At 73.4% G+C, this 25,376-nt stretch carries 15 protein-coding genes, 2 pseudogenes and 1 riboswitch; of the genes and pseudogenes, 13 read left to right on the forward strand and 4 right to left on the reverse strand.

What is annotated here, in order from left to right:
* Nucleotides 1-308 precede the first annotated feature (308 nt).
* The 8 genes and pseudogenes from hpnC (at nucleotide 309) to R4Z63_RS27550 (ending at nucleotide 10,352) form a co-directional block, all read left to right on the forward strand.
* Nucleotides 309-1,193, forward strand: a complete 885-nt coding sequence (hpnC, locus tag R4Z63_RS27515) for a squalene synthase HpnC (protein ID WP_384447529.1) — start codon at nucleotides 309-311, stop codon at nucleotides 1,191-1,193.
* Nucleotides 1,190-2,171: pseudogene (gene hpnD, locus R4Z63_RS27520) on the forward strand (presqualene diphosphate synthase HpnD). The gene hpnC and the pseudogene hpnD overlap by 4 nt, the downstream one beginning before the upstream one ends.
* Nucleotides 2,172-2,388: 217 nt before the next feature.
* Nucleotides 2,389-3,768 (forward strand): hydroxysqualene dehydroxylase HpnE, encoded by a 1,380-nt coding sequence (hpnE, locus tag R4Z63_RS27525; RefSeq protein WP_384447534.1) that lies wholly within the window; start codon nucleotides 2,389-2,391, stop codon nucleotides 3,766-3,768.
* Complete coding sequence (locus R4Z63_RS27530; protein ID WP_384447537.1) at nucleotides 3,765-4,949, forward strand: polyprenyl synthetase family protein; 1,185 nt, start codon at nucleotides 3,765-3,767, stop codon at nucleotides 4,947-4,949. Before hpnE ends, R4Z63_RS27530 begins: the two co-directional genes overlap by 4 nt.
* Nucleotides 4,950-5,069: 120 nt before the next feature.
* A complete protein-coding gene (gene shc, locus R4Z63_RS27535; RefSeq protein WP_384447540.1) occupies nucleotides 5,070-7,235 on the forward strand; it encodes a squalene--hopene cyclase in 2,166 nt (721 codons plus the stop codon).
* A complete protein-coding gene (locus R4Z63_RS27540) occupies nucleotides 7,235-7,912 on the forward strand; it encodes a phosphorylase family protein (protein WP_384447543.1) in 678 nt (225 codons plus the stop codon). Before shc ends, R4Z63_RS27540 begins: the two co-directional genes overlap by 1 nt.
* A 5-nt stretch (nucleotides 7,913-7,917) precedes the next feature.
* A complete protein-coding gene (gene hpnH / locus R4Z63_RS27545; RefSeq protein ID WP_037916054.1) occupies nucleotides 7,918-8,949 on the forward strand; it encodes an adenosyl-hopene transferase HpnH in 1,032 nt (343 codons plus the stop codon).
* Nucleotides 8,946-10,352: an aspartate aminotransferase family protein gene (locus tag R4Z63_RS27550; protein ID WP_384447546.1), complete on the forward strand. Its 1,407-nt coding sequence runs from the start codon at nucleotides 8,946-8,948 to the stop codon at nucleotides 10,350-10,352. The genes hpnH and R4Z63_RS27550 overlap by 4 nt, the downstream gene beginning before the upstream one ends.
* Before the next feature lie 62 nt (nucleotides 10,353-10,414).
* On the opposite strand, the gene R4Z63_RS27555 is transcribed toward R4Z63_RS27550, so the two are convergent.
* Nucleotides 10,415-11,206: a tyrosine-protein phosphatase gene (locus R4Z63_RS27555; protein WP_384447549.1), complete on the reverse strand. Its 792-nt coding sequence runs from the start codon at nucleotides 11,204-11,206 to the stop codon at nucleotides 10,415-10,417.
* 315 nt (nucleotides 11,207-11,521) lie between these two features.
* Nucleotides 11,522-11,698, forward strand: a riboswitch (cyclic di-AMP (ydaO/yuaA leader).
* A gap of 2 nt (nucleotides 11,699-11,700) precedes the next feature.
* Here R4Z63_RS27555 and R4Z63_RS27560 point away from each other — a divergent pair.
* From R4Z63_RS27560 to R4Z63_RS27570, 3 genes are all read left to right on the forward strand, one after another.
* A complete protein-coding gene (locus tag R4Z63_RS27560; protein ID WP_384447552.1) occupies nucleotides 11,701-12,663 on the forward strand; it encodes a M23 family metallopeptidase in 963 nt (320 codons plus the stop codon).
* A gap of 163 nt (nucleotides 12,664-12,826) precedes the next feature.
* Nucleotides 12,827-13,612 carry an SGNH/GDSL hydrolase family protein gene (locus R4Z63_RS27565; protein ID WP_384447555.1) on the forward strand — a complete coding sequence of 262 codons (786 nt, stop codon included), beginning with the start codon at nucleotides 12,827-12,829 and terminating at the stop codon, nucleotides 13,610-13,612.
* Nucleotides 13,613-13,753: 141 nt separating this feature from the next.
* Nucleotides 13,754-14,947, forward strand: coding sequence for an MBL fold metallo-hydrolase (locus tag R4Z63_RS27570; RefSeq protein ID WP_384447558.1), 1,194 nt, complete (start codon nucleotides 13,754-13,756; stop codon nucleotides 14,945-14,947).
* A 152-nt stretch (nucleotides 14,948-15,099) separates the two neighbouring features.
* Here the strand turns inward: R4Z63_RS27570 and R4Z63_RS27575 are convergent.
* Nucleotides 15,100-15,478: pseudogene (locus R4Z63_RS27575) on the reverse strand (transposase family protein); the annotation flags it as partial.
* A gap of 61 nt (nucleotides 15,479-15,539) precedes the next feature.
* Between R4Z63_RS27575 and R4Z63_RS27580 the strand changes: the two are divergent.
* Together R4Z63_RS27580 and R4Z63_RS27585 are read left to right on the forward strand one after the other, a co-directional pair.
* A complete protein-coding gene (locus R4Z63_RS27580; RefSeq protein ID WP_384447561.1) occupies nucleotides 15,540-16,403 on the forward strand; it encodes a hypothetical protein in 864 nt (287 codons plus the stop codon).
* Between the two features lie 315 nt (nucleotides 16,404-16,718).
* The gene (locus R4Z63_RS27585) at nucleotides 16,719-16,841 is read left to right on the forward strand and encodes a hypothetical protein (RefSeq protein ID WP_384447564.1); all 123 of its coding nucleotides are present in this window, start codon (nucleotides 16,719-16,721) and stop codon (nucleotides 16,839-16,841) included.
* Between the two features lie 36 nt (nucleotides 16,842-16,877).
* Here the strand turns inward: R4Z63_RS27585 and R4Z63_RS27590 are convergent, their stop codons facing one another.
* Both R4Z63_RS27590 and R4Z63_RS27595 read right to left on the reverse strand, forming a co-directional pair.
* The gene (locus tag R4Z63_RS27590; protein ID WP_384447567.1) at nucleotides 16,878-18,158 is read right to left on the reverse strand and encodes an MFS transporter; all 1,281 of its coding nucleotides are present in this window, start codon (nucleotides 18,156-18,158) and stop codon (nucleotides 16,878-16,880) included.
* Complete coding sequence (locus R4Z63_RS27595; protein WP_384447570.1) at nucleotides 18,155-25,348, reverse strand: amino acid adenylation domain-containing protein; 7,194 nt, start codon at nucleotides 25,346-25,348, stop codon at nucleotides 18,155-18,157. The genes R4Z63_RS27590 and R4Z63_RS27595 overlap by 4 nt, the downstream gene beginning before the upstream one ends.
* Between the last annotated feature and the right edge of the window lie 28 nt (nucleotides 25,349-25,376).

A 25,376-nucleotide genomic window follows, 5' to 3' on the forward strand; every position in this document is an offset into this window, starting at 1 on the left:
CGACGACATTCGCCGGCCCGGCGAATACCCGGGCGGCCTCCACGGGGTTCTACAGCGTAAGCTGGGGCGGTCTTGAATCGCGGCAAGAGGGGACGATTCCCCGCAGGTGAACGGCCCTGGGACGGCCCCGGGAAAACTCCGGCGGCGTGTCCGAAATAGGATGTAATGGGTCGGCAGTGTAGAACGGGAGATGTGACGGCATTGGCTACGGGAATTCTCCGGCCCCCAGGGACGGCAGCCGTCCCCGCCCCGGGCGGCCGACGGTGAACCCGGGACACGGCATCCGACCCCCGTCTAACCCGGTCCACGTGAGCGCCACCCTCGACAAGGCGGCGGCGGAGAACTTTCCCGTCGCCCCCGCCTTCCTGCCCCGGGCCTGGCGCGACGGGCTGATGGCCGTCTACGGATACGCCCGCCTCGTCGACGACATCGGCGACGGCGACCTCGCCCCCGGCGGACGCGACGCCGTGCTCCTCGGCCTGGACCCCGCGGCGGTGGACGACCCGCCCGCCATGCTGGACGCCTTCGAGGCCGACCTGCTGCGCGTGTTCGGATCCGCCGACGGGCCCCCGCGCCACCCCCTGCTGCTCGCGCTGCAACCCGTGGTGCGCTCCCACGGCCTGACCCCCGAGCCCTTCCTCGCGCTCATCGAGGCCAACCGCCAGGACCAGCGGGTCACCCGCTACGAGACCTACGCGGACCTCGCCGCGTACTGCGAGCTGTCCGCCCAACCGGTCGGCCGCCTCGTGCTGTCCCTCACCGGCACCAGCACCCCCGAACGGATCCGCCTCTCCGACTCCGTCTGCACCGCCCTCCAGATCGTCGAGCACGTCCAGGACGTCGCCGAGGACCTGGGCCGGAACCGGATCTACCTGCCGGCCGAGGACATGCGGCGCTTCCACGTGTCCGAGGCCGACCTGGCGGCACCGTCCGCCGGCGCCTCCGTGCGCGCCCTGATCGCCTTCGAATCCGAACGCGCACGCGCGTTGCTGAATGAAGGCGTACCGCTCGTGGGTAGCGTGCACGGCAGGCTCCGACTGCTGCTCGCGGGCTTCGTGGGAGGGGGGCGTGCCGCCCTGCGAGCCGTCACCGCCGCAGGCTTCGACGTACTCCCCGGCCCGCCCAAACCGACCAAGAGCGGCCTGCTCCGCGAGGTTGCCGCCGTCCTGCGCACAGCGCCGAGAAAGGGGTGAGCCCGACCGTGGAGGGCCCCACACACGCTTCCGCACCGACCGCGGTCTCCGCACAGGTCTCGGCGGCCTACAGCTACTGCGAGGCCGTCACCGGTTCACAGGCGCGCAATTTCGCGTACGGGATCCGGCTGCTGCCCACCGACAAGCGCCATGCGATGTCCGCGCTCTATGCCTTCTCCCGGCGGGGTCGACGACATCGGCGACGGCACGCTGCCCGTCGAGGCGAAGTTCGCGCGCCTGGAGGAGACCCGTGCCGTCCTCGGGCGGATCCGGGCCGGTGAGGTCGACGAAGACGACACCGATCCGGTCGCCGTTGCGCTGGCGCACGCCGCCCGCCGCTTCCCGATCCCGCTCGGCGGCCTCGACGAGCTCATCGACGGCGTGCTGATGGACGTCCGCGGCGAGACCTACGAGACCTGGGACGACCTCAAGATCTACTGCCGCTGCGTGGCCGGCGCCATCGGACGGCTCTCCCTCGGCGTCTTCGGCACCGTGGGCGCAGCGGGCCCGGACACCCCCGGCGCCGCGCGCGCCGCCGAGTACGCCGACACGCTCGGCCTCGCCCTGCAACTCACCAACATCCTGCGCGACGTTCGCGAGGACGCCGGCAACGGACGCACCTACCTGCCCGCCGAGGACCTCGCCAAGTTCGGCTGCTCGGAGGGCTTCCGGGCCGACCGGCTGTCCGCGGGCGCGGACTTCGCCGGGCTGGTCCACCACGAAGTCCGGCGTGCCCGCTCCCTGTTCGCCGAGGGCTACCGGCTGCTGCCGATGCTCGACCGGCGCAGCGGCGCCTGCGTGGCCGCCATGGCCGGTATCTACCGGCGCCTCCTCGACCGCATCGAGCGGGAGCCGGAGGCGGTCCTGCGCGGCCGGGTCTCGCTGCCGCCGCACGAGAAGGCGTACGTGGCCGTGCGCGGCCTGTCCGGCCTCGACGCGCGCACCGTCTCCCGCCAGGCCGTCCGGAGGCGGACGTGACCCGGAAGAAGGCACTCCCGCCTCTCACGGCCGCCGCCCCGGGGACGTTCCGGAGCATCCGCCCGGCGCGCGCCGGCGGCGCCCGGCGTACGGGCACGGCGTGCCGTCCCGGCCGCGCGCCGGGCGGAGCAACCGGGCCGACGGCGGGTGCGTCCCTGCCTGCGGACCGCGGCCTGCCCGTCCGCCCGGAGGGCGGCCGCACCACGGGGGAGGACGCATGACCGGTACCGACCAGCACGCCGTCGTCGTCGGCGGCGGCCTCGCCGGGGTCACCGCCGCCCTCGAACTCGCCGACGCCGGACTCCGCGTCACCCTGCTCGAAGGCCGCCCCCGGCTCGGCGGGCTCGCCTTCTCCTTCAAGCGCGGCGACCTCGACGTCGACAACGGCCAGCACGTCTACCTGCGCTGCTGCACCGCCTACCGGTGGTTCCTCGACCGCGTCGAGGGCTCCGCGCTCGCCCCGCTCCAGGACCGGCTCGACGTACCCGTCCTCGACGTCGCCCACCCCGGCGGGCCGCGCCTGGGACGGCTGCGCCGCGGCGGCCTGCCCGTGCCCCTGCACCTCGCCGGGGCGCTGGCCCGCTACCCGCACCTGTCCCTCGCGGAGCGCGCCAGTGTCGGCCGCGCCGCCCTCGCCCTGCGCCGCCTCGACCCGGCCGACCCGGCGCTGGACGGCCTGGACTTCGCCACCTGGCTCGGCCGCCACGGGCAGTCCGCCCGCACCATCGAGGCCCTCTGGGACCTCGTCGGCATCGCGACCCTCAACGCCACCGCCGAGCACTCCTCCCTGGGCCTGGCCGCCATGGTCTTCAAGACCGGACTGCTCTCCGAGAAGGGCGCGGCCGACATCGGCTGGGCCCGCGTACCGCTCGGCGACCTCCACGACACCCTCGCCCGCAAACAGCTCGACGCCGCCGGGGTCCGCACCGAACTGCGCACCCGCGTCACGGCCGTGACCCGTACGCCGGACGGGGCCTGGCGGGTCGACACCGAGCAGGAGTCCCTGGCGGCGGGCACCGTCGTCCTCGCCGTACCGCAGCGCGAGGCGCACGGACTGCTGCCCGCCGGCGCCCTCGACGACCCCGGCAGGCTCCTCGACATCGGCACCGCACCGATCCTGAACGTCCACGTCGTCTACGACCGCAAGGTGCTCCGGCAGCCCTTCTTCGCCGCCCTCGGCTCCCCGGTGCAGTGGGTCTTCGACCGCACCGACTCCTCCGGACTGACCGACGGCGGCCAGTACCTGGCGCTGTCGCAGTCCGCCGCCCAGGACGACATCGACGAGCCCGTCTCGGTGCTGCGCGCCAAGTACCTTCCCGAGTTGGAACGACTGCTCCCCGCCGCGCGCGGCGCCAAGGTACGGGACTTCTTCGTCACCCGGGAGCGGACGGCCACCTTCGCGCCAACCCCGGGCGTCGGCCGGCTGCGCCCCGGGACCCGGACCGACACGCCGGGGCTCTACCTGGCCGGTGCGTGGACTGCCACGGGTTGGCCCGCGACCATGGAGGGCGCCGTGCGGAGCGGACTGAGCGCGGCGCAGGCCGCACTCGCCGGGCTCGGCCGCCACCGCGAACACCCTCTGCAGGAGGCGGCATGACGACCACCACCACGACGACCGGCACCAGCGCCGTCACCAGCACCACGAGCACAGCACGTACAGGAACAAGAGGAGAGCCAGTGAACCCGGGGAATCCGGCTGTCGAGAACACGGATGCCAGTGTGGGCGCAGCCGGAAGGGGCGTGGAGAAGGCCGACACCGTCGCCCTCCTGGAACGCGGCCGGACGATGTCGACGCCCGCGCTCCGCGCGGCCGTGGACCGGCTCGCCGCGCCCATGGACACCGTCGCCGCCTACCACTTCGGCTGGATCGACGCCCAGGGCCACCCGGCCGACGGCGACGGCGGCAAGGCCGTCCGTCCCGCCCTCGCCCTGCTCTCCGCCGAGGCCGCCGGCGCCGCCCCCGAGATCGGCATCCCCGGCGCCGTCGCCGTCGAGCTCGTGCACAACTTCTCGCTGCTCCACGACGACCTGATGGACGGCGACGAGCAGCGCCGCCACCGCGACACCGTCTGGAAGGTGCACGGACCGGCCCAGGCGATCCTGGTCGGCGACGCCCTCTTCGCCCTCGCCAACGAGGTCCTGCTGGAACTCGGCACCGTCGAGGCCGGCCGCGCCACTCGCCGCCTGACCACCGCCAGCCGCAAGCTCATCGACGGCCAGGCCCAGGACATCTCCTACGAGCACCGCGAGCGCGTCAGCGTCGAGGAGTGCCTGGAGATGGAGGGCAACAAGACGGGCGCCCTGCTCGCCTGCGCGGTCTCCATCGGCGCCGTGCTCGGCGGAGCCGACGACCGAACGGCCGACAAGCTGGAGGAGTACGGCTACCACCTCGGCCTCGCCTTCCAGGCCGTCGACGACCTGCTCGGCATCTGGGGCGACCCGGAGTCCACCGGCAAGCAGACCTGGAGCGACCTGCGCCAGCGCAAGAAGTCCCTCCCGGTGGTCGCCGCCCTCGCCGCCGGCGGCCCGGCCTCCGAGCAACTCGCCGAGCTGCTCGCCGCCGACGCCAAGAGCAGCGACTTCGAGAACTTCTCGGAGGAGGAGTTCGCGGCCCGCGCGAGACTCATCGAGGAGGCCGGCGGCCGCCGGTGGACCGCGGACGAGGCACGCCGCCAGCACGCCGTGGCGATCCGCGCCCTGGACGACATCGACATGCCCCAGCGGGTCCGCGAACAGCTCGTGGACCTCGCCGACTTCGTCGTCGTACGCAAGAGGTGACCGCCACCCGGCAGCGGATATGAATCGCGAGTCGCCGGCCGGCGCCGCCATCTGAACGAGGCGCGCACCGGCCGACGGCAGACCCCAGCACAGCACAGGACACTGTTCTAAGGGGAAGCCATGACAGCGACGACCGACGGCAGCGCAGAGAGCGCCGGCGCCGGCAGCGAATCCACCCAGGGCGCCCCGCCGCCCGACCCGGCCGCCGCGGCCGGCCCGCCGGCGGGCGCCGCGCCCCCCGGGCCGGTGGCGGTCACGGAGCGGGTCACCGCCCCGCCCGACCCGGGCCGGCGCGCCGGCCCGCCGCCCGCCCACCGGCAACCGGGTGCGCCCGGCGCGGGACACGCCACGGCGGACCTGCCGCCACCGCCGGACGGCGGCCCACGCGAGGTGTACGAGGCCACCGCACGCGCTACCCGGCACCTCCTGGACCGCCAGGACCCCGCGGGCTGGTGGAAGGGCGACCTGGAGACCAACGTCACCATGGACGCCGAGGACCTCCTACTGCGGCAGTTCCTCGGCATCCGCGACGAGGCCACCACGTACGCCGCCGCCCTCTTCATCCGTGGCGAGCAGCGCGAGGACGGCACCTGGGCCACCTTCCACGGCGGCCCGCCCGAACTCTCCGCGACCATCGAGGCCTACGTCGCGCTGCGCCTGGCCGGGGACCCGCCGGACGCCCCGCACATGAGCCGCGCCTCGGCCTGGATCCGGGCCAACGGCGGGGTCGCGGCCGCCCGCGTCTTCACCCGCATCTGGCTCGCCCTCTTCGGCTGGTGGAGCTGGGACCACCTGCCCGAACTCCCGCCCGAGCTGGTGTTCCTGCCGCCCTGGGTCCCCCTGAACATCTACGACTTCGGCTGCTGGGCCCGCCAGACGATCGTCCCGCTCACCGTGGTCTCGGCGATGCGCCCGGTCCGCCCCGCCCCCTTCGCCCTCGACGAGCTGCACAGCGACGCGTGCAGACCCTACCCCGCACCCCGCCTGGCCCCGCTGACCAGTTGGGACGGCGCCTTCCAGCGGATGGACAAAGCCCTGCACGTCTACCGGCGGTTCGCCCCGCGCCGGCTGCGCAGGGCGGCCATGGGCACCGCCGCCCGCTGGATCGTCGAGCGCCAGGAGAACGACGGCTGCTGGGGCGGGATCCAGCCGCCCGCCGTGTACTCCGTCATCGCCCTGCACCTGCTCGGCTACGACCTCGGCCATCCGGTGATGCGCGCGGGACTGGAATCCCTGGATCGGTTCGCGGTGCGGCGCGCGGACGGCGCCCGGATGATCGAGGCCTGCCAGTCCCCGGTGTGGGACACCTGCCTCGCCGCGATCGCCCTCGCCGACGCGGGCGTGCGCCCCGACCATCCCGCCCTGGTCAAGGCCGCGGACTGGATGCTCGGCGAGGAGATCACGCGCACCGGAGACTGGGCGGTGCGCCGTCCCGGACTGGCCCCCGGAGGCTGGGCGTTCGAGTTCCACAACGACACCTACCCCGACATCGACGACACCGCCGAGGTCGTCCTCGCCCTGCGCCGGATCCGGCACCCGGACCCGGTCCGGGTCGACGCCGCCATCGCCCGCGGCGTGTCCTGGAACCTCGGCATGCAGTCGAAGGACGGCGCGTGGGGTGCCTTCGACGCCGACAACACCAGCCCCTTCCCCAACAAGCTGCCCTTCTGCGACTTCGGCGAGGTCATCGACCCGCCGTCGGCGGACGTCACCGCCCACGTCGTGGAGATGCTCGCCTTCGAGGGCCGGGCGGGCGACGCCCGCACCCGCCGCGGCATCGCCTGGCTGCTCGACGCGCAGGAGCCGGACGGCAGCTGGTTCGGCCGCTGGGGCACCAACTACGTCTACGGAACCGGTTCGGTGGTGCCCGCCCTCACCGCGGCGGGCATCGCCCAGGGACACCCCGCGGTCCGGCGCGCGGTCCACTGGCTGGAATCCGTACAGAACGAGGACGGCGGCTGGGGCGAGGACCAGCGTTCCTACCAGGACCGCTCGTGGGCCGGGAAGGGCGCCTCGACCGCCTCGCAGACCGCGTGGGCCCTCATGGCTCTGCTGGCGGCCGGGGAACGCGACGGCAAGGCCGTCGAGCGGGGCATCGCCCATCTGGTCCAGACCCAGCGGGAGGACGGCTCCTGGGACGAGCCGTACTTCACCGGCACCGGCTTCCCCTGGGACTTTTCCATCAACTACCACCTGTACCGGCAGGTGTTCCCGCTGACCGCGCTCGGCCGCTACCTGTACGGGGAGCCTTCCGCCCCGGCAGGCTCGCCTGCCGGGGGGCCCTGATGTCCGGCGCCGAGGGTGACCGTGCCCCGCAGACCGGCCCGCTGCTCGTCGCCTGCGCGCTGCGCATCGAGCAGGCGGCTCTGCGCAGCGCGGGGCGCGGCTCCGCCCGCGGGCCGGACCCCGCGCGGGCCGGGGCGTACACCCTGCTGCGCACCGGGATGGGCCCGCGGGCGGCCGAACGGGCCGTGCTCCGGGCCCTGGAGGGGGCTGGGACGGAGCGGGCCGCCGTCCTCGCCACCGGGTTCTGTGCCGGGCTCGTCCCCGGGATGAGCCCGGGCGACCTCGTCGTCGCGGAGGAGACCCGCGACCCGCGGGGGACCGTCGCCTGTACCGGGACCGCGCTGCTGGCCGAGGCGCTGGCCCGGGCCGCCCACGGCCGGACCGTGCACATCGGTCCGCTGACCGGGTCCGACCACGTCGTCCGCGGCCAGGAGCGCGCGCAGCTGCGTGCCACCGGCGCCGTCGCGGTCGACATGGAGTCCGCGGCGACCCTCCGGGCCGCCGTCCGGGGCGCCGGCCGGCCCGTTGCGGCCGTCCGGGTGATCGTGGACGCCCCGGAGCACGAGCTCGTCCGCATCGGCACGGTGCGCGGGGGAATATCGGCCTTCCGTGTTCTGCGTGCCGTACTGCCCGCGTTCTACGAATGGCACCGTTCTTCGCTGCTCCCCAGGAGGTGAGCCAGATGGCCATGCCGCTGCGCCAGACCATCAGGGTCGGGACGTATCTGCTCGAACAGAAGCTCCGCAAGCGGGAGAAGTTCCCGCTGATCGTGGAACTGGAGCCCCTCTACGCGTGCAACCTGGCCTGTGAGGGGTGCGGGAAGATCCAGCACCCGGCAGGGGTGCTCAAGCAGCGCATGCCGGTGGCGCAGGCCGTCGGGGCCGTGCTGGAGTCCGGTGCGCCGATGGTGTCGATCGCGGGCGGCGAGCCCTTGATGCACCCGCAGATCCACGAGATCGTGCGGCAACTGGTCGCCCGGCGGAAGTACGTGTTCCTGTGCACCAACGCCCTGCTGCTGCGCAAGAAGATCGAGAATTTCACGCCCTCCCCGTACTTCGCCTTCGCGGTGCACATCGACGGTCTGCGCGAGCGCCACGACGAGTCGGTGGCCAAGGAAGGCGTCTTCGACGAGGCGGTCGAAGCCATCAAGGAAGCGAAGAGGCGCGGATTCCGGGTGACCACGAACTCCACCTTCTTCAACACCGACACCCCGCAGACGATCATCGAGGTGCTCAACTTCCTCAATGACGACCTGCAGGTGGACGAAATGATGATCTCGCCCGCCTACGCCTACGAAAAGGCGCCGGACCAGGAACACTTCCTGGGCGTCGACCAGACCCGAGAACTCTTCAGGAAGGCCTTCGCAGGCGGCAACCGGCGGCGCTGGCGGCTCAACCACTCGCCGCTCTTCCTGGACTTCCTGGAAGGAAAGGCCGATTTCCCCTGCACGGCCTGGGCCATTCCGAATTACTCCCTCTTCGGCTGGCAGCGCCCCTGCTACCTGATGAGCGACGGTTACGTGCCGACCTATCGGGAGCTCGTCGAGGAGACCGACTGGAACAAGTACGGACGCGGAAAGGACCCGCGCTGCGCGAACTGCATGGCGCACTGCGGTTACGAGCCCACCGCCGTCCTCGCCACCATGGGCTCCCTCAAGGAATCCCTGCGGGCCGCCCGGGAGACGGTCGGAGGCAACCGGGACAGGTCGGCATGAGTCCGGCGGAAGGGGGCCGGGGCGGGGGATTCGACCTCGGCGCCCTGCTGGCTGCGCGCGGGGCGGAACGGTACGAGCTGCACGCCCGCCACCTCAACCACCAACTGCCCCGAATGCTCCGCACCATCGGCTTCGACAAGGTCTACGAGCGGGCCGAGGGCGCCCACTTCTGGGACGCGGAAGGCCACGACTACCTCGACATGCTGGCCGGCTTCGGAGTGATGGGCCTGGGCCGCCACCACCCCGTCGTCCGGCGGGCGCTGCACGACGTGCTGGACGCCCAGCTCGCCGACCTCACCCGCTTCGACTGCCAGCCGCTGCCCGGGCTGCTGGCTGAGAAGCTCCTCTCGTACAGCCCCCACCTGGACCGGGTCTTCTTCGGCAACAGCGGCACCGAGGCCGTGGAGACGGCCCTGAAGTTCGCCCGGTACGCCACCGGGCGTCCCAGGGTCCTTTACTGCGACCATGCCTTCCACGGGCTGACCACCGGCTCGCTCTCGGTGAACGGTGAGGGTGGATTCCGGGACGGCTTCGCACCGCTGCTGCCCGACACCAGGGTCGCGCTGGGCGACCTGGCCGCCCTGGAGCGGGAGCTGAAGCGGGGTGACGTCGCCGCCTTCGTCGTGGAGCCGATCCAGGGCAAGGGCGTCCATGCCGCCCCGCCCGGATTCCTGCTCGCCGCGCAGGAGCTGCTGCACCGGCGGGGAGCGCTCCTGATCGCGGACGAGGTGCAGACCGGACTGGGGCGTACCGGGGATTTCTACGCGTACCAGCACGAGCCCGGTGTGGAGCCCGACCTGGTCTGCGTGGCCAAGGCGCTGTCGGGCGGCTACGTGCCGGTCGGCGCGACCCTGGGCAAGGACTGGATCTTCAAGAAGGTCTACTCGTCCATGGACCGGGTGCTCGTGCACTCCGCCAGCTTCGGCTCCAACGCGCAGGCCATGGCGGCCGGGCTGGCGGTGCTGTCCGTGATGGAGGACGAGCAGCTCGTGGCCCGCGCCCGCACGACCGGCGACCTGCTGCGCGGGCGGCTCGCGTCCCTGGTGGGCGAGTACGAGCTGCTGCACGAGGTGCGGGGCCGCGGCCTGATGATCGGCATCGAGTTCGGGCGGCCCTCCTCGCTGGGGCTGCGCAGCCGCTGGGCGATGCTCCAGGCGGCCCGCAAGGGCCTCTTCGCACAGATGGTCGTGGTACCGCTGCTGCAGAAGCACCGCATCCTCACCCAGGTCTCCGGGGACCATCTGGAGGTGATCAAGCTGATTCCGCCACTGGTCCTGGACGAGCGGGACGTCGACCGCTTCGTCGGCGCCTTCCGCGAGCTCATGGACGAGGCGCACGGCGGGTCGGGCCTGATGTGGGACTTCGGCAGGACGCTGGTGAAGCAGGCCGTCGCGGCGCGCTGACGGCCCGCCTCCCTCCGGTGCGGGCCACGCCGCTCCCCCCGGGGCCGGCTCCGGCCGGCGGGTCAGACCAGGAGCCGGTCCCGCAGCCTGTCGAGGGTCTCGGGCGTCAGCCCGAGGCCCTCCGCCAGGTAGCGGTCCACCCCGCCCCAGATCTCGTCGATCGTGTCGAACGCGGCCATCAGGTACTCAGCGCGGGCGTCGAAGAGCGGCGCGAGCAGTTCCATCACCTCGGGCGAGCGGGCCTCGGCCGACTCCGCGCTGCGGCGCACCCGGTAGCGGCGGTGCGGGGCGTTGGACTCCAGGTAGTCCGCCACGATCGCCTCGCGCTCGACGCCGAGCGCGAGCAGGGTGACGGCGACGGAGAGGCCGGCCCGGTCCTTGCCGGCGGCGCAGTGCAGGAGGGCGGGGACGCTGTCCTCGGCGATGGCGTGCACGACCCGGCTGTGCTCGGCGGTACGGGTCCGGATGATCCCGCGGTAGGAGTTCGCCATCCGCGCCGCCGCCCTGCCGCCGCCCAGGACCGAGCGGAGCTGGTCGAGGTCGCCATCGCGGACCAGCCGCCAGAACTCCCGGCCGTCCGCCGGGTCCGAGAGCGGGATGTTGACGTTCCGTACGCCGGGCAGCTCGACGTCCGGCCCCTCCAGGGCGTGGTCGGCGCCGTTGCGGAAGTCGAAGATGGTGTGGAGGCCGAGCGAGGCGAGGAACGCTGCATCGGTTTCGGTGGCATGCGCGAGATGTCCGCTTCGAAACAGTCGTCCCGCCTTAACCCTTCGTCCATCAGAAGTCGGCAATCCGCCTACATCGCGGAAATTGCGCACTCCGGTCAGCTCCGGCTCCTGTATCTGCTGGGTCACGGGAACTCCTCCGTCTTCTGCTGGGGCGACTGTCCGAATTAAGCTATTTGGCGCCAACTTGCCGTATCCGGAGGCGAGATCGGGCACCGCCCCGTGAGGCAGATCATACGGTGACCGTGAGTGCCTGATCGTCCGGGCCGAATGGCCCGATGGGCGCGGCTGTTGGGGGAGCGGAATGGACGGAGGGTGACCGGAATTCCGGCAGTCCCTCATGCCTGTGAATCCGTCAGGGAATTCACGGCTTGTTCGGTGTGCCCACAAGGGATTACCTTCGCGATCGATCCGGGTGGATCGCCGAATCCTGCCGCCGCCCGGAAACCGCAACCGAACGATTTCGCGCGGCAGGAGCGGGGGAACCAGGTAGGCCGCCGTGCCGGAGATCTTTTCTCCGGTGCGGCTCGGGGTTAAGCGGTTCATGTCCCGCACATGAACCGCCGGGCATCTCCAGTCCGAACCCGACAGCTCACCTCGCAGGCGCCGGAGAGGAATGCGCCATGCCTGCAAAGGGTAAGCACCGCCGTCCCAAGTCCCTTCCCATGGCCCGCGGATTCGCGGTCGCAGGCACCGGTGGCGCGGCCCTCGCCCTGCCGCTGATCGGTGCGGCCGGCGCCCACGCGGCCGGCGCCCCGACGGTGGTCCCCGCCGTGGCACCGCAGGCCCCCGCCGCCGTCCGGGTCGCCGCGCCGACCGCCGTCCAGGCCGCCACCCCGACCGTCTACACCGTCGTCCCGGGCGACTGCCTCTCCATGATCGCCGCCGAGCACCACCTGCCCGGCGGCTGGGAGCGGCTGTACGAGCAGAACCGCGAGGCGGTCGGCAGCGACCCGTCGCTGATCCACCCCGGCCTGAAGCTGACCCTCGGCGGCCGCGGCGAGGCCTCCCGGGCCGGCGCCGTACCCGCCCCGCGCAGTGCCCCCGGGGCCACCGTGAAGACGGCCCCCACGACCGGGTCGAAGCCGGCCGCGCAGGCTGCCGTCCCGCAGGCCCGGCAGGAATCCGCCCCCGAGGCCCCCGCCGCCCCCGTCGAGGCGCCCGCCGTGCAGCCGGCCGCCTCCGGCTTCGTGGCCCCGGTCGGCGGTGGCGTCTCCACCCAGTACAAGGTCGCGGGCGCCATGTGGTCCTCCGGCTACCACACCGGTGTCGACTTCATCGCCCCCATGGGCACCACGGTCAAGGCGGTCGGCGCGGGCACCGTGGTGTCCGCCGGCTGGAGCGGCGCGTACGGCAACGAGGTCGTCATCCGGCACGCGGACGGCAAGTACTCCCAGTACGCCCACCTGTCCCAGCTCTCGGTCTCTTCCGGGCAGAGCGTCACCGCCGGCCAGGCCATCGGCCTCTCCGGCTCCACCGGCAACTCGACCGGCCCCCACCTGCACTTCGAGATCCGTACCAGCCCCTCCTACGGATCGGACATGGACCCGATCGCCTACCTCCGCTCGAAGGGCGCCAGCCTCTGACGGCATCCTCCGGCGGAGCCCGGACACGCGTGGGGCCGGGACCCGAGGGGGGTCCCGGCCCCACGCGTACTTATTCCTTATCCCCCGCGTGGTACAGATCACGGCCCGTCAACCCCTCATTACGTTGGCGTAGGTTGGTTACGGGAGTGAAGGATGGGTTCTCGTGGCAGCGACGACGACGAAACTCAGGACCATCGGCTCGTACGCGGCGATCGGGGACAGCTTCACAGAGGGCGTGGGGGACCCGGGGCCCGGGGACTCCTTCCTCGGCTGGGCGGACCGGCTCGCCGTACTCCTGGCCGATCAGCGCGAAGAGCACGACTTCCGGTATGCGAATCTCGCGGTGCGCGGGAAGCTCCTCGACCAGATCGTGGCCGACCAGGTGCCGAGGGCCAAGGCCCTCGCGCCGGACCTGGTCACCTTCTGCGCGGGCGGCAACGACATCATCCGACCCGGCAGCGACCCGGACGACGTGGCGGAACGCTTCGAGGCGGCCGTGGCCGACCTCACCGGAGCCGTCGGCCACGTCATGATCACCACCGGCTTCGACACCCGCGGTGTGCCCGTCCTCAAGCACATCCGCGGCAAGGTCGCGACGTACAGCGCCCACGTGCGCGCGATCGCCGACCGCTACGACTGCCCGGTGCTCGACCTCTGGTCGCTGAAGTCGGTACAGGACCGGCGCGCCTGGGACGCGGACCGGCTGCACCTCTCACCCGAGGGCCACACCCGTGTCGCACTGCGCGCCGCACAGGTGCTCGGCCTGGAGGTGCCGGCCGACCCCGACCAGCCGTGGCCGCAGCTGCGCCCGCGCGGCTCGGTGGACGTGACCCGCGACAACATCCAGTGGGCCCGCGAGTACCTGGTGCCCTGGATCGGCCGTCGACTGCGCGGCGAGTCCTCCGGTGACCACGTCGAGGCGAAGCGCCCGGACCTGCTGCCGCTGTAGCCGCTGCGGACGCGGGCGAGGCGGGAGGACGGGACGACGCAGGAAGGGTCGGGAGGGGCGGGCGGAATCCTTCGGGGCCGGTGTGCGTTGGGATGGGCGTAGCGATACGACCGCACCGACCGCACCCTCCCTGGAGGCGCTTTGACCGGCTCCCGTCCCCTCCGTCCTCGGCTGCGCGCCCTGCGGCCCGAAGCCTTCGGCGCGGACCCGTCCGGCGCCAGGCTGGAGCGGATCCGCCGCTCACCGAACTTCGCCGACGGCGTCTTCCAGAACCCGGTCGGGGCCCGGAACAGGCCCTCCGGGTCGATGACGGAGTTCGCGAAGATCTACTTCCACCGTGAGCAGCGGCTCGGGCGCAGCCCCGCCGGGGTCGTCCCCGTGCACCCCACCACCCTCGCGGACCTGGCGAAACCGTCCGCGACCGGTTTGCGACTGACCTGGATGGGTCACTCCAGTGTGCTCGCGGAGATCGACGGGCACCGGGTGCTCTTCGACCCGGTGTGGGGCGAGCGCTGCTCACCCTTCCCCTTCGCCGGTCCCAAGCGGCTTCACCCGGTGCCGCTCCCGCTGGCCGCGCTCGGCGAGGTCGACGTCGTGGTCATCTCGCACGACCACTACGACCACCTCGATCTGCCGACGATCAAGGCGCTGGCCGGTACGGACACGCTCTTCGCGGTGCCGCTCGGCGTCGGTGCCCACCTGGAGCGCTGGGGCGTGTCGCCCGACAGGCTGCGCGAGCTCGACTGGAACGAGACCACCAGGATCGGCGGGCTGTCGCTCACGGCGACCCCCGCCCGGCACTTCTGCGGCCGCGGTCTGCGCAACCAGCAGCACACCCTGTGGGCCTCCTGGGTGGTCGCGGGCGACGAGCACCGGATCTACCACAGCGGCGACACCGGATACTTCCCCGGCTTCGCGGAGATCGGTTCCGCACACGGCCCCTTCGACGCCACGATGATCCAGATCGGGGCCTACTCGGAGTACTGGCCCGACATCCACATGACGCCCGAGGAAGGCATGCGGGCCCACCTCGACCTCCAGGGCGGCACCCCCCACGGCACGATGCTGCCGATCCACTGGGGCACGTTCAACCTCGCTCTCCATGCCTGGGCGGAGCCGGGGGAGTGGACGGTCGACGCCGCCGAAGAGGGCGGCCAGTTGGTGGCGCTCCCGCGTCCCGGCGAGCCTTTCGAGCCTGCCGGACCGCTGCCCGTGGATCCCTGGTGGCGTCCGATCTCTCGTCCGATCGCTCACTCATGGCGTCGCCCCAAGCCGGTGGATCTTCCTTCGAGCGACGCCCGTTCCGGAGACCTGAACCTTGCCGGCGAGCGGTGAGCCGGAAACGGAGCCGGCATAGCGGGTTGCCCCGCGTCGTCGTCGTACGCACGCGCATCGTGCATACGGCGGTGGGCGGGCCGGCCCTCGGCGATCATCCCGATCCCGGTGCGTGAGCCGTTCCGGTGGGTTATCAACCTGTTCCCCGATGACGCGCCACGTGCCAGGTGCGGGACGGCGACGGCCTGGACGAGTGCGGTGATGCGGGTGGTCGAGCATCGGATCTTGCGGAGGAGTCGCCAGCCTTGAGGGTGGCCATGGCCTGCTCGACGAGTGCGCGGATCTTCGCGCGCGGTTGACAGCCTTCTGACCGGTGGAAGGGGTTTCCCAGCGGTCCCAGTAGGGGGTGCGGACCGTTCCACCGGCACCCCGATAGACCTGGTCCGCCCGGCAGGTGACGCCGACCTCGGCAAGGGCGTCGACGATGCCGTGTTCGCGGGCCGCGCGGACATCGTGGACGGCGCCGGGCAGGGCCGGCGAGGCCCACGGCAGCCGGCCGAAGGGGTCGGCGAGGACCTGCACGCTCATCCCGAAACCCGGCAATCGCCGCCCTGCCGCGCTCCTCTGAGCGCGCGACCCTACGATGAAGCACATGCCAACCACCTCACCCATACCTGTTCTCCGCAACTCCCTCGGAGCCACGCTCCGTTACGAGGACGGGGCACTCGTCCTGCGTCGCCCCGACGAGGAGGTGCGGATCCCGCTCCCGGCCGTCGCACGTATCCGCGCCGAAGGGCGCACGCTCGCCGTCGAACTCACCGCACGCGCAGGGGCGGCGCCCGCCGTGCACGCGCTGGCCGACGTGAGCGAGGCCGCCGCGGCGCTCTTTGCCGACGCGGTCACCGCGAACCTGCCCGAACGCGCGGCCGGGGCCGAACCGGTCGACGGCTCGGCGCTGGTCGTCGTGCGGGTCCTGACCGAGACGCCGGACGAGGAACGAAGACGCAGAGGCCGTCGCAGGACGCGGATCGGGCTGGTCTCGGTCGGGTCCGTCTTCTTCGCCCTCGCGCTCGCCGTCGGCATCCACGGCCAGTGGATCGTCGCGCTCCTGACCCTGCTCGTCGGGCCGGTCGGCGCGGCGAGCCTGGCCTACGCGCGGATGGGTGTGGAGGACCTCTACCTCCAGTGGTACCTGCCGCGCGACGGCATCACGGTCCAGGCCCGACAGGTCGGACACTCGCGCATCATGGGCGGCGGATTCGGCACGTACGTCTACACGGACCTGCACGGGGAGAACCGGACCCTGCACCATCGCGGCGGCGGTCCGACCGTCGAGGCCGCCTACCATCCGGACAAGCCGCACATCGTGCGGGTCCCGGAGTCCCGCGGCGAGAAGGCCGGCTCCGTGGCCGTGACCATGTTCCTCGTCCTCTTCGGCCTCGTGGTCGAGTCCGCAAATGCCTACCTGCTCTACGAAGCCTTCGTCAACGGATACCCGGGTTACGGCCCGACCTGACCGCACCCGGCCACCGCCTCCGGGGAGAGCGAGACCTGCCCTGGCCACGCGGCTGCGGCGTGCGAGAACCTCCACACTGAGCATGGGTCGGCTCGTGGCGGGAACCCGAACGGTTCGGATGGCGGCTACGGCGACGCATCGCCGTAGCCGCACACGGTCCATGCCTCTCCATCGCCCTCTGATCATCCTGCCTGGCCACGCCACGACCAGTGGGCCAGAGCTCCGTAACGGGCAGCGAATGTGCACCACTTGGGGAGAAAACCTGGGCCACTGCGGTCCTCCTCCTCATCGCCGGTGGCGGCGTCGAAGGAGTGGGTGTCCGGCCCGCTCGTCTTCCGCGATGCGGCGTACCGGCAGATCAGCGGATTCTCCTTCGTCGGCCGCCCAGCCCTGAACGCGGTCTCGCGCGGCGGCATAAGGACCTGGTCCTGGCGCTGACCTGCCATTCCAGGGAGAAGCCGGCTCCTGGGCCGCTCACGGGGCGACCCCGTTCCCCTCCTCGGCCGGCTCCGGGACCGTCGGGAGGTCCTGCCCGGCGCGGAGTGGGCCCGTCAGGAGGAGCAGGGCGCACAGCGCGTTGCCGCCGTAGAGGAGCCACAGGGCGTCGCGTTCGCCGAGGAGGGCGCCGAGGGAGCCGCCGAGGAGGCTGCCGACGGGAATCGTTCCGTACATCACGAAGCGGATGGTGGAGCCGACCCGACCCAGCATGTCCGGTGGGCAGTAAGCCTGCCGGAAGCTCACGATGATGACGTTCCCGGCGACCACCCCGGTCATCAGGCAGAACTCCCCGACCAGGAAGGCCAGCAGCCCCACCCCGTCCGTGGTGAGCGGGATCAGCAGCCCGAACGGGCCTCCGCAGAACGCGCACAACAGGACCGCCCGGGCCGTCCCGAACCGGCGGGCCAGGCGCGGCGAGACCACCGAGCCCAGGACCCCGCCCAGCCCGGCCAGCGCGATCAGGACACCGATCAGCGCGCCCGGCACACCCACCGTCCGGCTCAGGAACAGGATCGACAGGGACTGCGCCCCGGCCAGGAACAGGTTCATCGCCGCGTCGCACAGCAGGATCGTCCGCAGGAACGGATCCCGGGCGAGAAAGGCCACGCCCGCGCGGATCTCGGTGACCAACGACCGTCGGCCGGCGGCCCGTTCCTCGCCGCCCGGCGGGCCTTCCGGGGTCCGGATGCGCAGCAGCAGCGCCGTCGAGACCAGGAAGCTCAGCCCGTCGGCGAGGAAACCGGCCGCCGCGCCCCCGGCCTGGGCCAGCGCCCCGCCCGCCCCCGGTGCGACGACCTCCGCGACCGATTCGCTGGTCTGGAGCCGGGCGTTGCCGTCGGCGAGCTCCTCGTGCGGCAGTAGGGTCGGCAGGTACGCGCTGTAGGCGGCCCGGAAGAACACGTCGGCGGTGCCCGCCAGAACCGCCACCAGCATCAGTTGAGCGGTCGTCAGGACCTGCAGCCAGACCGTGGCGGTCAGCGACAGCATCAGCAGGGCCGACACCGCGTTGCACACGATCATCACCGGCCGGCGGCGCATCCGGTCGGTCCACGCACCCACAGGCAGGCCGAACAGCAGCCACGGCACCCAGGCCGCGGCGCCCAGCACCCCCATCGTGAAGGGCCCCGCGTCCAGCGTGTCCACCGCGATCAGCGGCAGCAGTACCCGGGTGGCCGCGCTCCCGAACTGGCTCACGGACTCCCCCGCCCACAGCAGCCGGAAGTCCCGGCGGCGCAGCGCGCCGCGACCGGCGCTCACCGGCCCACCATGCCCTCGACCAGCAGCGCGGCGATCTCGGCGGCGGGCTTGGACGCCATCATCTCGCCGTGCGCACAGGGTATTTCGTGATGGGCGACCGGGCCGGTGACGTACGGCTCCCACACCCGCGGCCCGGGCGCGTCCTGCTCGTGGGCGGCGGCGGCCAGCGTCACCGCACCCCGGAACACCCCGGGACGGTGGGCGGCGGCCAGCCGGTCGTGGTGGACGTAGGCCCCACCGAGGGCGGCGACGGTCTCCCCGTCGAAGACCGCCAGCGGGCCCTCCTCGGCGGCGGCCGCCGCCATCAGCCCGGCGAGGGTCAGCGGCACCCCTTCGGCCGCGCCGCACTCCTCCCGCGGCGGATAGCCGAGCGATTCCAGCAGGTCCCGCAGCGGGTCCGCGGCCGGGGCCGCCGGCTCGCCGGGGGCTGCCGGATACCCATCGAGCAGGGTGAGGCCGGCCACCTCCTGACCGTCCTGCTGGAGCGTCACGGCCACCGCGTGCGCGACCACCGCCCCGAAGGACCAGCCCAGCAGGTGGTACGGGCCGTGCGGCTGCACCGCGCGGATCCGCGCCGCGTACTCCGCCGCCATCTCCGTGACGCTCCCGGGCCGAGCCTCCGGCGCGCTGAGCGCCCGCGACTGCAGGGCGTGCACGGACCGCTGCGGATCCAGGTGCTCCAGCAGCCCCCGGTACACCCAGCCGGTGCCCGCGCCCGGGTGGACGCAGAACAGTGCGGGCGTGCCGGGCGCCCCCGTGCGCAGCGTGACCAGTGGCGCCAGCGGGTCCGCGTCCCCGCGCGACACCGGGCCGCCGCAGCGGGCGGCGAGCCCCGCGGCCGTGGGCGCGGCGAACAGGTCTTGGATCCCGAGCTCCTCGCCCAGCGCCTCGCGTACCCGGGCCATCAGCCGGGCCGCCAGGAGGGAGTGACCGCCCAGGTCGAAGAAGCCGGCGTCGGCACCCACGGAGTCCGTGGGCAGCCCCAGCACCTGGGCGAACAGGCCCGCCAGGACCTTCTCGCGTCGGCCGCGCGGCGCCCGGCCCACGCGGCCGTCCTCGGCTTCGCCGGGATCCGGCGCGGGCAGCGCAGCCCGGTCCAGCTTGTCGTTCGGGGTCCGTGGGAAGGCGTCCAGCACGACGAACGCCGACGGCACCATGTGTGCCGGGAGCATCCCCGCCAGGTGGGCGCGCAGGCCCGCCGCGTCCACCGCGGAGCCCGTACCGCCGCCGGAGGCCGTACAGCCTTCGCCGCCGGAGGCCGGGACGACGTACCCGACCAGCCGCTTCGCACCGCCGGGTCCGTCCTCCCGGACGGTGACCGCGGCCCGGTCCACCCCGGGCGCCGCCGCGAGCGCGGCCTCGATCTCGCCGGGTTCGATGCGGAAGCCGCGGATCTTGACCTGGTCGTCGGCGCGGCCGAGGTACTCCATGCGGCCCTCGCCGTCCCGGCGGACGAGGTCGCCGGTGCGGTACATGCGCGCCCCGTCCTCGAACGGGCAGGCCACGAACCGCTCCGCCGTCGTGCCCGGGCGCCGCAGGTAGCCCCGGGCCAGCCCGGCACCCGCCAGGTACAGCTCGCCGGGCACCCCCGGCGCCACCGGCCGCAGCACCGCGTCGAGCACGTAGGCACGGGTGTTGGCGACCGGACCGCCGATGAGCGGGCGTTCGCTGTGCGCGGTGTCCCACCACAGGGCGTCGACCGTGCACTCGGTGGGTCCGTACAGGTTGTAGGCGAGCATCCCCTCCGTGGCGCGCAGCCGGCTCCACAGCCCCTCGCCCGCGGCCTCCCCGCCGATCAGCAGCAGCCGCGGCGGGGCGTCGAGCAGGCCCTCCTCGATCAGGTGCTCGGCGTGCGTGGGGGTGGTGTCGACGACGTCGAGGGCGGCGTCGGCGGCATACCGGACGAAGGCGGCGCCGTCGTGCCGCTCGGCGTCGCCGATCAGGTGGAGTTCGTGCCCGGCCACCATCCACAACAGGGCGTCCCAGGAGGCGTCGAAGGAGAGCGAGGCCACCAGCGCCACCCGCAACCGCTTACCGAGGGCGGTCCGTTCCGCCTCGGCCATGGTGTGGGCGCGGTGGAAGGCGTACAGGTTGCGCAGCGCGGCGTGGTCGACCACGACGCCCTTGGGCCGGCCCGTGGACCCCGAGGTGTACACGACGTAGGCGGCGTCGCCCGGCCGGGGCGGCCGCAGCTGCCCGGCACCGGGCGCGAGGGCGGCGGTGTCCACCTCGTCTGCCTCGTCCGCCTCGTCGGTGAGGACGAGCGGGAACTCCGCGGACGGCAGCAGCGGTGCGGTCGCGGAATCCGTGACCAGCAGCGCCGGGGAGGAGTCGGCCAGCATGTGCGCGATCCGCCCGGCCGGGTATCCGGTGTCCACCATGACGAAGGCCGCACCGGCCTTGAGGACGGCCAGCATCGCGGCCACCGCCGCCGGGGAGCGGGGCAGGGCGATGGCCACCAGCCGCTCCGGACCCGCCCCGTCCCGGACCAGGCGATGGGCGAGCCGGTCCGACCAGGCGTCGAGGGCGGCGAAGCCGATCCGCTCGGCGCCGTGCACCAGCGCGGTCGCGTCCGGGGCGAGGGCGGCCCGCGCCGCGAACAGTTCGGGCACGGTGGCCTCCGGCACCGGCAGCGCGGTGTCGTTCCACTCCACCAGCGCCCGCCGGCGGGCCGCGGGGGTCAGCGGGTCGGCGGCCCCGATCGGCAGCCCCGGCGCCGCTGCGAGCAGCCGGACCATCCGTACCAGGGTCGCGGCGAGGTCCTCGGCGGTGGCGTGGTCGAACAGCTCGGCGGCGTACTCCAGGAAGCCCGAGATCCCGGCGGGGCGGCCCTCGGCGTCCCGGTGCTCCTGGACGTCCAGCGTCAGGTCGAACTGGGCGACGTCGAAGCGGAACGGCTCGGGGCGTACGTCGAGGCCGGGCAGCGCGAGCGTGCCGTCCTCGCCGGCCTGCACCTGGAGCAGCACCTGGAAGAGGGGGTGGCGGGCGAGGGAGCGCTCGGGGTTGACCGCCTCCACGACCCGCTCGAAGGGCACGTCCTGGTGCTCGTGCGCCGCGAGGTCGATCTCCCTCACCCGGCCCAGGAGTTCAGCGAAGGTCGGATCGCCCGAGACGTCGGTGCGCAGGACGAGGGTGTTGACGAAGAAGCCGACGAGGTCGTCCAGGGCCTCGTCCGTGCGGCCCGCGACGGGCGTCCCGATCGGGACGTCGTCCCCCGCGCCGAGCCGGGACAGGGTCACGGCCAGCGCCGCCTGCACCACCATGAAGAGGGTGCAGCCGTGCTCGCGGGCCAGTTCCAGCAGCCGGCCGTGCAGCTCGGCGTCCAGGACGACGGGGGCGGAGCCGCCGGCGAAGTCCGCCGCCGCCCGGCGCGGCCGGTCGTAGGGCAGGGACAGCTCGGCGGGTGCACCGGCCAGCGCGTCGGTCCAGAAGGCGAGTTGGCGTGAGACCGGGCTCGCCGGGTCGTCCTCCGAGCCGAGCAGCTCCCGCTGCCACAGCGTGTAGTCGGCGTACTGCACCGGCAGCGGGGCGAAGGCGGGCGCGGCGCCCGCGCACCGGGAGGCGTACGCCTCGGACAGGTCCCGGAACAGCGGCCCCCAGGACCACCCGTCGAGCGCGATGTGGTGAACGACCAGGGCCAGCACCCACTCCTGCGGCCCGGCCGCGAGCAGCGCCGCCCGTACGGGGGGCTGGCCGGCCAGGTCGAACGGGCGGGCCAGCAGCGCGTCGAGGGCCGCGGCGGTGCCCTGCGGACCGCACTCCACCAGCTCCAGCGGAACGCCGCACCCTGCCGGCAGCACGCGCTGGTACGGCTCGCCCGTCGCCTCCGGGAACACCGTGCGCAGGGCTTCGTGCCGGTCGGTGACGTCTCCCAGGGCCGCGGCCAGCGCCGCGGTGTCCAGTGGGCCGCGCAGCCGCAGCGCGAACGGGCAGTGGTAGCCGGCGGACTGACCCGCCCGGCTCAGGAACCACAGCCGGCGCTGGGCGGCCGACAGCGGCGGGGCCTCGGGCCGCTCCGCCACCGCGGTCAGGGCCGGCCGGGGGGCCGCCCCGGCCGCGGAGCCCTGCGCCAGGCAGGCGGCCAGCCCGGCCACCGTCGGGTGCTGGAACAGCTGGCGGATGCCCAGGTCGCCGCCGAGGACGGCCCGGATCCGGGAGAGCAGCCGGGTCGCGAGCAGCGAATGGCCGCCCAGCTCGAAGAAGCTGTCCTCGGCGCCCACCGACGGCAGCCCCAGCACCTGCGCGAACAGCTCCGCCAGGAGCTCCTCGCGGGGCCCGCGCGGGGCGCAGGAGGACAGCAGCGCGCCGAAGTCCGGTGCGGGCAGCGCCGCCCGGTCCAGCTTGCCGTTCCGGTTCATCGGGAAGGCGTCCAGGACCACGAAGGCCGAGGGCACCATGTGGTCCGGCAGCTGCGCGGCGAGCCGCCCGCGCAGCGCGGCCGGGTCGGCGCTGCGCCCCGCGGCCGCCACCACGTACGCCACCAGGCGCTTCCCGGCGGGGCCGCCGTCACGGGCGAGCACCGCGGCCTGCGCCACCTCCGGGAAGGCCCGCAGGCAGGCCTCGATCTCGCCGGGTTCGATGCGGAAGCCGCGGATCTTGACCTGGTCGTCGGCGCGGCCGAGGTACTCGATGCGGCCCTCGCGGTCCCAGCGGACGAGGTCGCCGGTGCGGTACATGCGGGCGCCGTCCTCGAACGGGCAGGCCACGAAGCGGCCCGCGGTGAGCGCCGGCCGGTTCAGGTAGCCGCGGGCCAGGCTCGGCCCGGCCAGGTACAGCTCGCCCGGGACGCCCGGGGCGACCGGCTGCAGCCCGGCATCCAGCACGTACGCCCGGGTGTTGGCGAGCGGGCGGCCCACCAGCGGCTCCTCGCTGGCGGCGGCGTCCCACCACAGGGTGTCGACGCTGCACTCGGTGGGCCCGTACAGGTTGTGGCAGAGCATCCCGTCGGCGGCCCGGACCCGCGTCCACAGGGCCGCGCCCGCCGCCTCGCCGCCGAGCAGCAGCACCTTGGGCCGGTGTACGGGATCGTCCAGCAGGCCCTCCTCGACGAGCTGTTCGGCGTAGGTCGGGGTGACGTCGAGGGCGTCGATGCCGGCGCGGGCGATGTGCCGGACCAGCGCGGCCGCGTCGCGGCGGGTGTCGTCGTCCACGAGATGGAGCTCGTGGCCGGCCACCATCCACAGCAGCCCCTCCCACGACGTGTCGAAGGAGAGTGCGGCCGTCAGCGCCATCCGCATCCGGCGGCCGTCGTACAGCTCCTCCGCGCGGGCGATGACCCCGGCCCGGTGGAAGGCGTACAGGTTGCGCAGCCCCGCATGGTCGATGACGACGCCCTTGGGCTCGCCGGTCGACCCCGAGGTGTGGATCACGTAAGCGGCACTGCCGGGCAGCAGCCGGCGGCCCGGGACGGGGCCGGCGGAGCCCGCCGGGGCCGCGCCCGGCGCATCGACGAGGATGCGGACGCCGCCGGTGTCCGGGAGCCCCGGGGCGGTCGCGGCGTCGGTGACGACAGTGGTCGTGGTGGACAGCAGGTGCGCGATCCGCTCGGCCGGGTAGTCGGTGTCGACGGGGACGAAGGCGGCGCCCGCCTTGAGTACGGCGAGCAGCGCCACGACGGAGTCGGCGGACCGGGGCAGGGCCAGGGCCACCAGGTGCTCCGGTCCGACCCCGTGCCCGGCGAGCCGGTGCGCCAGCGCGTCGGCGCGGCCGTCGAGCTCGGCGAAGGTCAGCGCGGTGTCCCGGAAGACCAGGGCGGTCGCACCGGGGGTGCGGGCGGCCCGCTCCTCGAACAGCTCGGGCAGGGTCCCCGCAGGCACCGGCGCGGCCGTGTCGTTCCAGCCGGAGAGGACCAGTGCGCGCTGCTCGACGGAGAGCGGGTCGGTCCGCCCGACGGGCGCGGCGGGGTCGGCGGCGAGGCGCTCCAGCACCCGGGCGAGGGCGGCCGCGAGGTCCTCGGCCGTGGCCCGGTCGAACAGGTCCGTCGCATATTCCAGGGCTCCGCCGATCCCGGCCGGGGCGCCGCCCGCGTCCCACTGCTCCTGGAAGTCGGCGGTGAGGTCGAACTTGGCGACGTCCCAGGCGGCGGTCTGCTCCGCGGACTCCAGGCCGGGCAGGGTGAAGACGGGACCCGCGCCGCTGTCCAGGGTCATCATCACCTGGAAGAGAGGGTGGCGGCCGAGGGACCGTTCGGGGTTGACCGCCTCGACGACCTGCTCGAAGGGCACCTCCTGGTGCTCGAAGGCGGCGAGGTCGCTTTCCCGCACCCGCTCCAGGAGGTCGGTGAAGGTCGGGTCGCCGGAGAGGTCGGTGCGCAGGACGAGGGTGTTGACGAAGAAGCCGACGAGGTCGTCGAGTGCTTCGTCCGTGCGGCCGGCGACGACGGTTCCGATGGGGATGTCGGTGCCGGCTCCGAGGCGGGACAGGAGGACGGACAGGCCGGCTTGGAGGACCATGAAGAGGGTGCAGCCGTGCTGCCGGGCCAGTTCGAGCAGTCGTCCGTGCAGCTGCGCGTCCAGCTCCAGGGGGACCGAGCCGCCCGCGAAGCTCGCCACCTGCGGGCGCGGCCGGTCGGCGGGCAGCGCCAGTTCGGCCGGGGTGCCGGCCAGTTCCCGCGTCCAGAAGGCGAGTTGTGCGGCGAGCAGGCTCTCCGGGTCGTCCTCGGCGCCCAGCAGCTCGCGCTGCCACAGCGTGTAGTCCCGGTAGTGCACGGGCAGCGGCTCGAAGGTGGGCGCCGCGCCCGCGCACCGGGCGGCGTAGGCGGTGGCCAGGTCGGCCAGCAGCGGCCCCCAGGACCAGCCGTCCGTGGCGATGTGGTGGATCACCAGCGCTAGCACCCACTCCTCGTCGCCCAGGGCGAACAGGCGTGCTCGCAGTGGGAGTTCGGTGGTGATGTCGAAGACGTGCCCGGCCTCGGCGGCCAGCGCGTCGGCGAGCTCGGGCTCGCCGAGGCGGACCAGGGGCAGCTCCGGCGCCGCGTCGGTGATGTGTTGCACGGGCTCGCCGTCCACCTCGGGGAAGACCGTCCGCAGCACCTCGTGGCGCCCGGTCAGATCGCCGAGGGCCGCGGTCAGCGCCTGCGGGTCCAGGGGACCGCGCAGTCGGGTGGTGAGCGGGCAGTTGTAGGCGGCGCCGGTCTCGCCGAGCCGGCTGAGGAACCACAGCCGCCGCTGGGCGGACGATACGGGGAACACAGGACCTCCAGGGGCGTGCGGGGTGGTG

This window comes from Streptomyces sp. PL-29, from assembly GCF_058344425.1.

Bases quoted from the DNA above. Each gene is read 5' to 3' on its own strand.
- hpnE (WP_384447534.1), top strand. From the start codon at position 2,389: ATGACCGGTACCGACCAGCACGCCGTCGTCGTCGGCGGCGGCCTCGCC.
- hpnH (WP_037916054.1), top strand. From the start codon at position 7,918: ATGGCCATGCCGCTGCGCCAGACCATCAGGGTCGGGACGTATCTGCTC.
- shc (WP_384447540.1), top strand. From the start codon at position 5,070: ATGACAGCGACGACCGACGGCAGCGCAGAGAGCGCCGGCGCCGGCAGC.
- R4Z63_RS27550 (WP_384447546.1), top strand. From the start codon at position 8,946: ATGAGTCCGGCGGAAGGGGGCCGGGGCGGGGGATTCGACCTCGGCGCC.
- R4Z63_RS27580 (WP_384447561.1), top strand. From the start codon at position 15,540: ATGCCAACCACCTCACCCATACCTGTTCTCCGCAACTCCCTCGGAGCC.
- R4Z63_RS27560 (WP_384447552.1), top strand. From the start codon at position 11,701: ATGCCTGCAAAGGGTAAGCACCGCCGTCCCAAGTCCCTTCCCATGGCC.
- R4Z63_RS27540 (WP_384447543.1), top strand. From the start codon at position 7,235: ATGTCCGGCGCCGAGGGTGACCGTGCCCCGCAGACCGGCCCGCTGCTC.
- R4Z63_RS27530 (WP_384447537.1), top strand. From the start codon at position 3,765: ATGACGACCACCACCACGACGACCGGCACCAGCGCCGTCACCAGCACC.